The 13,885-nt window shown below is 75.1% G+C and carries 5 protein-coding genes; 4 read left to right on the top strand and 1 reads right to left on the bottom strand.

The annotated features are described in order from the left end of the window. Window positions 1–239 precede the first annotated feature (239 nt). The gene (locus ACFVVA_RS28275; RefSeq protein WP_359909584.1) at window positions 240–1,223 is read right to left on the bottom strand and encodes a helix-turn-helix transcriptional regulator; all 984 of its coding nucleotides are present in this window, start codon (window positions 1,221–1,223) and stop codon (window positions 240–242) included. A 332-nt stretch (window positions 1,224–1,555) separates the two neighbouring features. Between ACFVVA_RS28275 and ACFVVA_RS28270 the strand changes: the two genes are divergently transcribed. From ACFVVA_RS28270 to ACFVVA_RS28255, 4 genes are all read left to right on the top strand, one after another. Then, the gene (locus ACFVVA_RS28270) at window positions 1,556–2,851 is read left to right on the top strand and encodes an IS256 family transposase (RefSeq protein ID WP_387693633.1); all 1,296 of its coding nucleotides are present in this window, start codon (window positions 1,556–1,558) and stop codon (window positions 2,849–2,851) included. 185 nt (window positions 2,852–3,036) lie between these two features. Continuing rightward, on the top strand, window positions 3,037–3,195 hold the full coding sequence (locus ACFVVA_RS28265; protein ID WP_387693632.1) for a hypothetical protein: 159 nt from the start codon (window positions 3,037–3,039) through the stop codon (window positions 3,193–3,195). 118 nt (window positions 3,196–3,313) lie between these two features. Then, entirely contained in the window at window positions 3,314–3,526 is a 213-nt protein-coding gene (locus ACFVVA_RS28260; protein WP_359909576.1) for an MbtH family protein, read from the top strand. 503 nt (window positions 3,527–4,029) lie between these two features. Then, complete coding sequence (locus ACFVVA_RS28255) at window positions 4,030–13,791, top strand: amino acid adenylation domain-containing protein (protein ID WP_387693631.1); 9,762 nt, start codon at window positions 4,030–4,032, stop codon at window positions 13,789–13,791. The last annotated feature ends 94 nt before the right edge of the window (window positions 13,792–13,885 follow it).

Below are 13,885 nucleotides of genomic sequence, written 5' to 3'. Positions count from 1 at the left end.
CTTCGTCGGCATCGCCATCGAACTCCTCGTCTTCACCCCCGTCGAACGCCGCGTCCTGCGCAACCGCGGCCTCCTCACCACGAGCAAGTGAGGCAGCACCGAGGTCCTCGACCGGACGGACGGGCCACCGTCCTCCGGCCACCCGGCCAAGGGTCCTCCCCCGGCAATCGCCGAGCGGGCCCGGCGGAGATTCCGCCGGGCCCGCTCTGTCGTTTGCTCGTCAGTTCTCCTCGGTGCCCTCAGAGTTCGTCGAGCGGCTCGTCGAGGACGCCCTGGCGGGCGATGATGTAGCCGAGGTGGCCGCGGCTGCGGCTGCCGAGGAGTTCGCTGGCCTTCTGGATGTGGCTGGAGACCGTCCGGGTGCTCATGCCGAGGCGGGAGGCGATGGCCTCGTCGGTGTAGCCGTTGACCATCAGGCGCAGGACGTTCTGCCGGGTGCGGGCGGTCAGCAGCCGGGGGCGGTGGTGGCCCTGCTGGTAGGTGACGGGTTCGGCGCGCTCCCACATCAGCTCGAAGATCTTGAGCAGGTACTCGACCAGCGGCGGGAGCTGGATGAGCATCGCCGCGGCGGCGCGGTCGGCGCCGGCCGGGATGAAGGCGGTGGAGCGGTCGCAGATGATCACCCGGTCGAAGACCTCGTTCAGGGTGCGCACTTGGGCGCCCTGGGCGGTGACCTGCTCGATGTAGGCCAGCGTCGGGCCGTGCGAGCGCACGGTGTGCTGGTAGAGGGTGCGCTGGCGTACGCCGCGGCCGGCCAGCGCGAGGTCGCGCGGGAGCGCGTCGGCCAGTTGCTCGGTGGCACGGCCGCCGCCCGGCTGGGCGGTGAGCAGTTCCTCGGAGCAGCCGGCGACGGCCTTCTCCAGCGCGGGGCTGATCTCGTCGCCCGCCAGCAGCCGGATCGGCAACTTGGCCCGCCGCATGACGTCCTTGTAGGCGTGCTCGGCGGCGTGGAAGGAGGTGTGCAGTTCGGCGAGCCGTTCCTGGTGGGCCAGTACGGCGAGTTCGAGCGGCCGGGTCAACCCGGTGACGGCGATGTCGGGCGGGACGGGGGCCAGCCGCTGGCCGGAGCCGGGCAGCGGGCGCAGCAGACCCATCGCGAGCAGGCACTCGGGGGCCTCGCCGGTGGCCTCACCCTCGACCAGTGCCGTGCGGTAGAACTCGATGCCCCGGTCGCAGAGCTGGGGTGTTCCCCTTTCCATGCTCTTGTCCTGGGTTGGGCACATCTGGGCATCCTTCCGGCTTCGGCATTGCGGTTTCACGAATGCCCGAACCGGCTTCCACCAGGCATCAGAACCGGCAAGATGAGAAGTGACTGCCGTTCGGAAGCCGCCCCCCGGGCTCCGACAGCCGTGAGTGTACGCCCAAAGGGCGCGGAAATCATCAGCTGACGGTAGTCGGGCGTGCACGCAAGCGGGGGAGCCGTCGGGCACGAGCACGACCGAACCCGGCAGCGGTGACCGGGGGATTGCCGGCCCATCGCACCTGACGTCCCGTCGGGGCGTCCGGGGCGGGCGGTCGGTGAATGGAACGGCCTACAGACGGAAGGCACCCCCAGTTGCGAGCTGATTCCGATCCGGCGACACCGCCTGCCGCCCTCGCCGGCCTGGTGGACCAGCGCCTGGTGCGACAGTTGGCGGAGGCCGCCGCCGCACAGGTCGGTTCCGGCGCCGTCCGGCTGCTGGGCGACGGCGGGATTCTCCAGGCCTTCGCCAAGCAGTTGATCGAGGGCGCCCTGGAGCTCGAACTCCAGGAGCATCTGCGCGGGTCCGGCACCGGCGCGGGCACCAACGGCCGCAACGGCGCCCGGGCCAGACGGCTGCTCACCGAGATCGGTCCGGTCGAGGTGCGGGTGCCCCGGGACCGCGAGGGCAGTTTCGCCCCCAAGTCCGTCCTCCCCCGGGCCCGGCGGCTGCCCGGGCTCGACCGGCTGGTGATCTCGCTGACCGCGCGCGGCCTCAGTTCGGGCGAACTGGTGGCGCACCTGGCCGAGGTGTACGGCGTGGAGCTCAGCCGGGAGACCGTCTCGGCCATCACCGACCAGGTGCTCGACGAGCTCGCCGAACGGCGCGGGCGGCGGCTCGACCCGGTCTACCCGGTGGTCTTCGTGGACTCGGTGCGCAGCGGCCGCTCGGGCGGTCCGCTGGTGCACCTGGCGCTCGGGATCTCGGTCGAGGGCCGGCGCGAGGTGCTGGGCCTGTGGCCGGCCGCGGACGGGGAGCAGTGGCCCCAGGTGCTGGCCGGGCTGGCCGGGCGCGGGGTGCGGGAGGTCTGGGTGCTGGTCGGCGGCACCGGCGCGGTGCTGGCCGAGGCGGCGGCCGAGCAGTGGCCCCGCACCGTGGTGCACGGTTCGGTGGCCCACCTGCTGCACGGGGCGCTGCGGCACGCGCCCGGCGAGGACTGGAGTGCGCTCTCCCGGGCGCTGCGCGAGACCTGTACGGCGCCGACCGAGGCGGCCGCGCTGGAGCGGCTGTCGCTGGCCGAGCGGGAGTGGGGGCCGAGCCATCGCGAGGTGTTCCGGGCGTGGCGGGCGGCCTGGCCGCTGCTGGCGCCCGGGTTCCGTTTCGGGCCCGAGGCGCGGCGGCTGCTGACGGGCGGGGGCGCGCTGGAGCGGTTGCACGCCCGGCTGCGCCGGATCGAGCAGTCCGCGGGCCGGGTGCAGGACGAACGGGCCGCGCTCAAGCGCGCGTACCTGGCGACGCTCGCCCTGGAGTCGCCGGCCGGGACGGGCCGGCCGTGGGTCGAGGACTGGCCGGCCGTCCGGGAGGAACTGCGCCGGGGCTCGCTGCGGCGCGCCGGGGTGCCCGCCTCCGCGCTGCGATGTCCCCCGCGCCATCGGAGTTCCCACCACTGATCTGACAGTGCCGGGTGTGATTTGGATCATGTCTGTCTGTTTTTGACACGATCTGCCCGGGCTTCCGGTTCCCGCATTGCGTGTTCACGATCACAGTCAGAGCTTCCACGCACGTTTGGGCCTTCGGCAGGATGCGGTTCAGAGCGAAGAGGGCAGACCGCCCTCCTCAGGAAGAGGAATTCGCGATGCCAAGCCTTGCCGTCCGCGTCCACAAGATGCTCGGGACACTCGCCCTTCTGCTGGCCGCCGTGGTGGGCCTCCAGCTCCACGCCCAGCCGCACCTGCCCGCCGTCTCCATCGCCGCCGTCGCCGGCCCCAGCGAGGACTCCGGCTGGGGTGCGTGAGCCGCGGCTCCGTTCGACCGCCCCGCTCCTCACGCTCCCGCACCACCGCGCACAGCTCCGCACCGTTCCGCACAGTTCCGAACAGCTCCAGACAGCTCCGAACAGAGAGGAACCGACGATGGCGAACCCGTTCGAGGATGCCGAGGCCAGCTACCTCGTCCTGGTGAACGACGAGGGCCAGCACTCGCTGTGGCCGGCCTTCAGCCCGGTGCCCGCCGGCTGGCAGCAGGCGTTCGGTGCCGCCGGACGGCAGGACTGCCTCGACTACGTCGAGCAGAACTGGCAGGATCTGCGGCCGAAGAGCCTGATCGCGCACCTGTCCGAGAACTGATCGCGGCCTCCGCGCACCGACCGTCGGACGGCTGAACGACCACACGGCCTCCGCACGGGGATCCCGCGCCGAGCAGCCGCTCCCCGGCCGCACCGCCCCGGCGACGAGCGCAGAGCACAGAGCACACCGCCCGCTCACCCGGCGCGGTACCGCGCCCGAGCCGCCGCCCGTCCGGCCGCTCCCCCCGGCCGTCGGCCCACCGCCCCGCCGGAACCCGCCGACACCGCTCCGCCCCACCACCGCAGCACCCCACCGCCGCGCGGCGCACCCTCACGCCGCCGGCGCTGTCCCGTGTCCGACGTCTACGCGCGTGCACCGAAACGGCCCCGGCACACTCCCACCCTCCGCACCGCCGCGCCGCACGGCCGTCGCACCAAGCACACCCCAGCACCGCGAGACGACCGCAACATCGCTCCGCCGACCCCCGGGCCGACCGCCCCGGGGTCAACCCAGCTCGCCGCTCCCGCCACCGCGGGGGCCAGCCGCACAAGGGAGAGAGTCACATGTCCGGGGTCCAGCAGACGCACAGATCCGAGCAGCGGCCGGAAGCGGCCGAGGTCCTGTGCCGACTGTTCGCGGAGGTGCTCGGCCAGGAGTCGGTCGACCCCGCGGCGGGCTTCTACGACCTGGGCGGCGACCGGCCCGCCGCCGAGCGGCTGCTGGCCCGGGTGCACGCCGAGTTCGGCGTCCGCCTGGCGCTGCCCGTCCTGGCGGACGCCCCCACCCCCACCGCGCTGGCCGCCAGGCTGGCCGAAGGGGCACCCGCCCGCCCGACCCTCACCGAGCTGGTCGACGCCCAGGTCGCCCGCACCCCGGACGCCCCCGCCCTGTACGCCGAGGGCATCACCCTCACCTACGCCGAACTGGACGCCCGCGCCAACCGGCTGGCCCGGGTGCTGGCCGCCCGCGGCCTGGGCACCGAGGACGTCGTCGCGCTGGCCCTGCCGAAGTCCCCCGAGGCGGTCGCCGCGATCCTCGCCGTCGCCAAGACCGGCGCCGCCTGGCTGCCCGCCGACCCGGCCTACCCGGCCGAGCGGCTGCGCCACATGCTGACCGACTCCCGCGCCGCCCTGGTGCTCACCACCGCCGGGGCCGCCGGGCAGCTGCCCGCGACCGACGCCCCCCGGCTGCTGCTCGACTCGGCCGAGCACCGGGCCGACCTCGACGCCCGGCCCGGCACGCCGTTCACCGCCGCCGAGCGGGTCCGGCCGGTGAGCGCCCTGAACACCGCGTACGTCATCTACACCTCCGGCTCCACCGGCGTGCCCAAGGGCGTGGCCGTCACCCACACCGGGCTGCCCAGCATGATCGGCACCCAGGTCGCCGCCACCGGGGTCGGCCCCGGCAGCCGGGTGCTCCAGGCCTCCTCGCTCAGCTTCGACGTCTCGGTCTCCGACCTGTCCGTGGCGCTCACCACCGGCGCCGCCCTGGTGCTGCCGCGCGAGCAGAGCCAGCTGGTCGGCGAGCCGCTGGCCGCCCTGATCGACCAGTACGGCGTCACCCACGCCGACATCGCCACCGCGATGATCTCCACCCTGCCCGACCTCCCGATGCCCTCGCTGCGCACCCTGATCGGCGGCGGCGAGGCGGTCTCCCGCGAGCTGGCCGCCCGCTGCGGCCGCGGCCGGCTGATGCTCAACAGCTACGGACCGACCGAGGCCACCGTCATCGTCAGCATGAGCGAGCCGCTGACCGGCGACGAGCTGCCCCCGATCGGCCGGCCCTGCCAGGACGTGCGCATCCACGTGCTGGACGAGCAGCTGCGCCGGGTCGAGCCGGGCACCGTGGGCGAGCTGTACCTCGCCGGCCCGCACCTGGCCCGCGGCTACCTGAACCGCCCCGGCCTGACCGCCGAGCGCTTCGTGGCCGACCCGTACGGCGGGCCCGGCGAGCGGATGTACCGCACCGGCGACCTCGGCAGCTACCGCCCGGACGGCCAGCTGGACTTCCTCGGCCGGGCCGACGACCAGGTGAAGATCCGCGGCTTCCGGGTGGAGCTCGGCGAGATCGAGCAGACCCTCTCCGCCCACCCCGAGGTCCGCCAGGCCGTGGTGCTGGTCCGCGAGGACCGCCCGGGCGAGCGCCGCCTGGTCGGCTACACCGTCGGCGCCGCCGACCCGGCCGAGCTGCGCGCGTACTGCGCCGAGCGGCTGCCCGACCACATGGTGCCCACCGTCGTGGTGCTCGACCGGCTGCCGCTCACGCCCAACGGCAAGGTCGACAAGCGCGCCCTGCCCGCGCCGGTGTTCGGCGCCGGCGAGGAGGAGGGCCGCGCCCCCGCCGGGGAGCTGGAGCACACCCTGGTCCGGCTGTTCGGCGAGGTGCTGGGACTGCCCCGGGTGGGCGTCACCGACTCCTTCTTCGAGCTCGGCGGCGACTCCATCGTGGCCATCCAGCTGGTCTCCCGGGCCCGGCACGCGGGCCTCCAGCTCACCCCGCGCGAGGTGTTCCTCGCCCCGACCGTCGAGGCGCTGGCGCGGATCGCCCGTCCGCTGGAGGGCCCGGTCGTCGTCGAGCCCGCCGGCGCCGGCCTCGGCGAGGTGCCGCCGACGCCCATCGTGCACTGGCTGGCCGCCCAGCACGGCGCGGTCGAGAGCTTCTACCAGTCCACCGTGCTCACCCTGCCCACCGGCACCCCGCAGGAGCACCTGACCGCCGCCGTCCAGGCCCTGCTCGACCACCACGACCTGTTCCGCGCCCGCACCTCCCCGCTCGCCGAGCGCCCCTGGACGCTGCACGTGCCCGAGGCCGGCGCCGTCCCCGCCGACGCCGTGCTGCGCCGGGTCGAGGGCCCGGCCACCACCGAGGCGCTGCGCGCCGAGACCGGGGCCGCCCGCGAGCGCCTGTCCCCCGAGGACGGGCGGATGGTCCAGGCCGTGCGCTTCGACGCCGGTCCGCAGGCGCCCTCGCAGCTGCTGCTGGTGATCCACCACCTGGTGGTGGACGGCGTCACCTGGCGCATCGTCGAGGAGGACCTGCTCGGCGCGCTCGCCGCGCTCCGCGAGGGCCGCGCCGTCGAGCTCGCGCCGGTGCCCACCTCCTTCCGCCGCTGGGCCCAGCGGCTCACCGCCGAGGCGAACACCGACCGCCGGGCCGCCGAACTCCCGCTCTGGCAGGCCGCGTTGGCCACCCCGGACCCGCTGCTCGGCGACCGCCCGCTGGACCCGGCCACGGACACCTACGCCACCGAGGGCCTGCTGCGGCTCGTGCTGCCCGCCGAGACCACCCGGGCGCTGCTCACCAAGGTCACCGCCGCCTACCACGCCCAGGTCAACGACGTGCTGCTGACCGGGCTGGCGCTGGCCCTCGGCCACTGGCGCGGCCGGGAGACCACCGGGCCCGACGGCGCCGTGCTGGTCACCGTGGAGGGCCACGGCCGCGAGGAGATCGTCGACGGCGTCGACCTGCACCGCACCGCCGGCTGGTTCACCTCCGTCTACCCCGTCCGGCTCGCCCCCGGGGCGCTGGACTGGTCCGAGGTCACCGCGGCCGGCCCCGGGCTCGGCCGGGCCCTCGGCCGGGTGAAGGAGCAGCTGCGCGCCGTGCCGGACAACGGCATCGGCTTCGGCCTGCTGCGCCACCTCAACCCGGACACCGCCGCCGTCCTGGCCGGCTGCGCCGACCCGCAGATCGAGTTCAACTACCTGGGCCGCTTCGCGCCCGAGGGCGTCACCGCCGAGGACGTGCTCGCCGGCACCGAGGCGATGTCCGAGGGCGCCGCGACCGGCCTCGCGCTCGGCCGGGTGCTCGGCCTGGACGCCACCACCGTGGACACCCCGCAGGGCCCGCTGCTGGTCGCCCAGTGGTCCTACGCCACCGGGCTGCTCTCCGAGGAGCGGGTGCGCGCCTTCGCCGAGGCCTGGTTCGCCGCGCTGGGCGCGCTCGCCGAGCACGCCGACCGGCCGGACGCGGGCGGGCACACCCCCTCCGACTTCCCGCTGGTCGCCGTCACCCAGAGCGAGGTCGACGAGCTCGCCGCCCACCACGCCCCCGCCCGCCTGGTCGACGTCTGGCCCACCTCGCCGCTCCAGCAGGGCATGGCCTTCCACTCGGCGTACGACGCCGACGGCGCGGACGTCTACACCTCGGTCGTGACCTTCGAGCTCACCGGCCCGGTGGACGCCGACCGCCTGCGCACCGCCGCCGAGGCGCTGCTGACCCGCCAGCCGAACCTCAAGGCCGCGTTCCACCAGCGGCACGACGGCCCGCCCGTGCAGGTCGTCCCGGACGGCGTCGAGCTGCCCTTCACCGTCGTCGACCTGAGCGCCCACGCCGACCCGGCGGCGGAGGCCGCCCGGATCGCCGCCGCCGAGTACGGTCGCCGCTTCGACCTCGACCGCCCCCCGCTGCTGCGCTACACCCTGATCCGGCTCGCGCCCGGGCGCCATCAGCTGATCGCCTCCGCCCACCACATCCTGCTGGACGGCTGGTCCACCCCGCTGTTCGCCGAGGAGCTGTGGGCCCTGTACTTCGAGCAGCCGCTCGCCCCGGCCGCCCCGTACCGCGAGTACCTGCGCTGGATCACCCGGCGCGACGGCGCGGCCGCCCGCGCCGCCTGGGCGCAGGCCCTGGCCGGCGCCGACGAGCCCACCCTGCTCGCCCCCGGCCGCTCCGCCGCCACCCCGCAGCTGCCGCTGCGCCTGCACACCGGGCTCACCCCGGAGACCACCGAGGCCCTCGCCCGCACCGCCCGCCGTTACGGCGTCACCCTCAACACCCTGGTCCAGGCGGCCTGGGGCGTGCTGCTGGCCCGGCTCACCGGGCGCGAGGACGTGCTGTTCGGCACCACCGTCTCCGGCCGGCCGCACGACCTGCCGGGCGTGGAGCGGATGATGGGCCTGCTCATCAACACCGTGCCGGTGCGGGTGCGCCTGGACCAGGCGGAGAGCTGGGGCCAGCTGCTGCTGCGTCTCCAGCACGAGCAGTCCGCCCTGCTGGACCACCAGCACCTCAGCCTCACCGAGATCCAGCAACTCGCGGGCATGGGAAGCCTGTTCGACACCGTCACGGTGTACGGCAACTACCCGGACCCGTCCGCCCTGGACGACGCCGACCCGAGCGGCGCCACCCGCGTCCACCTGGTCGAGGACGTCGACAGTGCCCACTACCCGCTGGCGCTCGCCCTCACCCCCGGCGACGGCCTGCAGCTGCGGCTGGACCACCAGCCGGACGCCTTCACCTCCGACGAGGCCCGCGCCCTGCTGGACCGCTTCCTCGCCCTGCTCGACCGGATCGTCGCCGACCCGGCCGAACTCGTCGGCACCGTCGAGGCGTTGACCGCGGCCGAGCGCGCCGAGCTGATCACCGAGTGGAGCGGCACCAGCACCCCGCTGCCGGAGGGCTCGCTGCCCGAGCTGTTCGAGGCGCGGGTCGCCGCGACCCCGGACGCGATCGCGCTCACCGCCGAGGACGCCGAGCTGACCTACGCCCAGCTCAACGCCCGGGCCAACGGCCTGGCGCTGCGGCTGGTCGAGGCCGGGGTCGTCCGGGAGACGCCGGTCGCGCTGATGATCGACCGCTCGGCCGCCCAGGTGGTGGCGATCCTGGCGGTGCTCAAGGCCGGCGGCCTCTACGTACCGCTGGACGACGCCCAGCCGACGGACCGGCTGCGGACCGTCCTCGCGGACGCCGGGGCCGGGCTGGTGCTGGCCGACGCCGCGCACCGCGAGCACCCCGCGCTGGCCGGGCTGACGGTGCTCGACCCGCACGCCGGGGAGCACCCCGAGAACCTCGGACTGCCGCAGCACGCCGACCAGTTGGTGTACGTGATGCACACCTCCGGCTCGACCGGCGTGCCCAAGGGCATCGCCATCACCCACCGCGCGGTGGTGGACCTCGCGCTCGGCGGGCAGTTCACCGGTGGCGGCCACGAGCGGCTGCCGGTGCACGCCCCCTCCGCCTTCGACGCCTCCACCTACGAGATCTGGACCCCGCTGCTCTCCGGCGGCCAGCTGGTGATCGCCCCGGCCGGCCGGCTCGGCATCGCCGAGCTGGCGGCGGTGATCGGCCACGAGCGGACCACCTCCGCCTGGATCAGCGTCGGCCTGTTCAACGTGCTGGCCGCCGAGGCCCCGGAGACCTTCACCGGGCTGCACGAGGTGTGGACGGGCGGGGACATCGCCTCGCCGGTCGCCATGCGGCGGGTCCTGGACACCTGCCCCGGGCTGCGGCTGGTCAACGTCTACGGGCCGACCGAGACGACCACCTTCGCGACGCACTTCCCGATGACCTCGGCCGCCGAGGTGCCCGCCGTCGTGCCGATCGGCCGGCCGCTGCCCAACAACCGGCTGTACGTGCTGGACGCCGGGCTGCGCCCGGTGCCGGTCGGCGTGCCCGGCGAGCTGTACATCGGCGGCACCGGTATGGCCCGCGGCTACGTCGGGCGCCCCGGCCTGACCTCCGAGCGCTTCACGGCCTGCCCGTTCGGCGAGCCCGGCAGCCGGATGTACCGCACCGGCGACGTGGTGCGCTGGACCCCCGCCGGCGAACTGGAGTTCGTCGGTCGAGCGGACGACCAGGTCAAGCTGCGCGGCTTCCGGATCGAACTCGGCGAGGTGGAGGCCGCGTTCACCGCCCACCCGGCCGTCGGCCAGGTCTGCGTGGCGGTCCGCCAGGACCAGCCGGGCGACAAGCGCCTGGTCGCCTACGTCACCGGCGAGGTGCGGGCCGACGAGCTGCGCGACTTCGTCACCGAGCGGCTGCCCGGCTACATGCTGCCCGCCGCGATCGTCGTCCTCGACGAGCTGCCGGTGAACCCCAACGGCAAGGTGGACCGCAAGGCCCTGCCCGCGCCCGACTACAACGGCGCCGACGGCGGGCGCGAGCCGCGCAACGCCACCGAGCAGGCCCTGTGCGGGCTGTTCGCCGAGGTCCTCGGGCTGGCCCGGATCAGCATCGACGACAACTTCTTCGACCGCGGCGGCCACTCGCTGCTCGCCACCAAGCTGGTCAGCCGCATCCGCGCCGGCCTCGGCGCCGAACTGCCGATCCGCACGCTCTTCGACAACCCGACGGTGGCCCTGCTGGCCGCCGCGCTGCCCGACTCCGCGACGGCCCGTCCGGCCCTGCGGCCGGCCGAGCGCCCCGAGCGCGTGCCGCTCTCCTCGGCCCAGCAACGCCTGTGGTTCATCGAGCAGTTCGAGGGCCCGAGCGCGCTCTACAACACCCCCGTCGCGGTCCGGCTCACCGGCGCCGTCGACCTGCCCGCCCTGGAGCGGGCGGTCCGGGACGTGGTGCGGCGGCACGAGGTCATGCGCACCGTCCTCCCGACCGTCGACGGCCACCCGCACCAGCTCGTCACCGAGGCCGCCGAACTCGCCCTGCGGCACGTCACGGTGGCCGACGAGGCGGAGCTGCGGGCCGCGCTGTCCGCGGCCGGCGAGGAGGTCTTCGACCTCGCCCGCGACCTGCCGGTGCGCGCCACCCTGCTGTCACTGCCGCACTACGAGCACGTCCTGCTGGTGCTGATGCACCACATCGCCAGTGACGGCTGGTCGGTCGGCCCGCTCTTCCGCGACCTCGCCGAGGCGTACGAGGCCCGGCTGGCCGGCACCGAGCCGCAGTGGGAGCCGCTGCCGGTGCAGTACGCCGACTACACCCTCTGGCAGCGCGAACTGCTCGGCACCGACGAGCGGCCCAGCGCCCTGCTGACCGAGCAACTCGCCTACTGGCAGCGGGCCCTGGCCGACGCCCCGGAGGAGCTGGCGCTCCCCTACGACCGTCCGCGCCCGGCCGTGCCGGGGCACCGCGGAGGCCTGGTGGAGGTCGCCGTCGACGCCGAACTGCACGGCGCGCTCGGCGAGTTGGCGGCGTCCCAGCACGCCAGCCTGTTCATGGCGCTGCAGGCCGTGGTCGCCGTCCTCTACACCCGTCTCGGCGCGGGCACCGACCTGCCGATCGGCACCGTGGTGGCCGGGCGCACCGACGAGGCGCTCGACGACCTGGTCGGGTTCTTCGTCAACACCCTGCTGCTGCGCACCGACACCTCCGGCGACCCGAGCTTCCGGGAACTGCTGGACCGGGTCCGCCGCACCGACCTGGACGCCTACGACCACCAGGACATCCCCTTCGAGCGGCTGGTCGAACAGCTCAACCCCACCCGCACCCCCGCCCGCCACCCGCTCTTCCAGACCCTGGTGGCACTGGAGGGCCGGGTCCCGGTGCCGGACGCCTTCGGCGACCTGGGCTGCGCGGAGCACCCCTTCGAGCTGGACGTGGCCAAGTTCGACCTGTCCTTCCGCTTCACCGAGCAGGGCCCGCAGGCGGGCCTGACGGTGGCGGTCGAGTACGCCGTCGACCTCTTCGACCACGCCACCGTGGCCGCCCTCGGCGAGCGGCTGCTGCGCGTCCTGCGCGCCGCCGTGGCCGCCCCGGACGCGCCGATCGGCGGCATCGAGATCCTCGACCCGGCCGAGCGCGAGCAGCTGCTCACCGGCTGGAACGACACCGCCGCGCCCGTCCCGGACGCGACCCTGCCGGAACTGTTCGAGGCCCGGGCCGCCGCCACCCCCGACGCGCCGGCCGTGGTCTCGCAGGACGGCACCCTCAGCTACGCCGAGCTGGACTCCCGGGCCGAGCACCTGGCGGCCCACCTGGCCGACGCCGGGGTCGGCGCCGAGACGCCGGTGGTCCTGCTGATGGACCGCTCCGCCGACCTGCTGACGGCGATCCTCGCGGTGGCCAAGGCGGGCGGCACCTACGTCCCGCTGGACGACCGCCACCCGGCCGAGCGGCTGCGCGGGATCACCGCCGAGACGGCCGCGGCCCTCGTCCTGGTCGACCCGGCCCACCGCGACCACCCGCTGGCCGCCGACGCCCCCTGCCCCGTCCTGCCGCTCACCGCGGGCTGGTTCGACGGTCCGCGCGAGCGGCGCGCCCACCGGGCCGCGCCCCACCCGGAGCAGCTCGCGTACGTGATGTTCACCTCGGGCTCCACCGGGGAGCCCAAGGGCATCGCGATCAGCCACCGGGACGTGGTGCAGCTCGCCACCGACCCGTGCTGGCGGCACGACGAGGGCCTGCGGGTGCTGTTCCACGCGCCGCACGCCTTCGACGCCTCGACCTACGAGATCTGGGTGCCGCTGCTCTCCGGCGGCCAGGTGGTCGTCGCGCCGCAGGGCGACCTGGACGCGGCCGCCATCCGGGAGCTGGTCCGGGTCCACGCGCTCACCCACGTGCACGTCACCGCCGGTCTCTTCCGGGTCATCGCGGAGGAGGACCCGGACATCTTCGCCGGCGTGCGCGAGGTGCTGACCGGCGGGGACGTGGTCTCCGCCCCGGCCGTGCGCCGGGTGCTGGAGGCAGTCCCGGGCATCGCGGTGCGGGCCCTGTACGGACCGACCGAGACCACCCTGTGCGCCACCCAGTACCCGATGCCCGACGCCGCCGCGGTGCCGAGCACGGTGCCGATCGGGCGTCCGCTGGCCAACACCCGGCTGTACGTGCTGGACGCCGGTCTGCAGCCGGTTCCGGCCGGCGTGGCGGGCGAGCTGTACATCGCCGGGGCCGGCCTGGCCCGCGGCTACGTCGGCCGTCCGGCGCTCAGCGCCGAGCGTTTCGTCGCCTGTCCCTTCGACGGGCCGGGCAGCCGGATGTACCGCACGGGCGACCTCGCCCGGTGGACCGCAGAGGGCGTCCTGGAGTTCCTCGGCCGGGCCGACGACCAGGTCAAGATCCGCGGCTTCCGGATCGAACTCGGCGAGGTGGAGGCCGCGTTCACCGCCCACGAGGGCGTCGGCCAGGCGCTCGCGGTGGTCCGCGAGGACCAGCCGGGCGACAAGCGCCTGGTGGTGTACGCCACCGGCAAGGCCACCGACGGCGAACTGCGCGCCTTCGTCGCGGACCGCCTCGCCGGCTACATGCTCCCGGCCGCCGTGGTCGTCCTGGACAGCCTGCCGGTGACGGCCAACGGCAAGGTCGACCGCCGGGCCCTGCCCGCGCCCGAGTACGCCGGGGCGGCCGAGGGCCGCGCCCCGCGCACCGAGCGCGAGCGGGAGCTCTGCGCCCTGTTCGCCGAGGTGCTGGGCGTGCCGGCGGTCAGCATCGACGACCGGTTCTTCGACCTCGGCGGCCACTCCCTGCTCGCCACCCGGCTGGTCAGCCGCATCCGCGCCACCCTCGGCGCGGAGCTGCCGATCCGCACGCTGTTCGACGCACCCACGGTGGCCGCCCTCGCCGCCGTCCTGCCCGGCGGCGAAGCGGCGCCGGCACCGAAGAAGGCCCGCCCGGCCCTGCGGCCGATGCGCCGCCCCGGAACCCAGGCCTGACCGGCGGCGGGACGCGGGTCCGCCCACCGGTCCCACCGGTGGCGCGGCCCGCCCCCGCCGCACGACCGCTCCGCCCTACCGGACGGAGCAGCCC

It is taken from the genome of Kitasatospora sp. NPDC058048, from assembly GCF_042885555.1.
Lineage (GTDB): Bacteria > Actinomycetota > Actinomycetes > Streptomycetales > Streptomycetaceae > Kitasatospora > Kitasatospora lactacystinica.
This window is presented reverse-complemented; position numbering and strand designations above follow the sequence as displayed.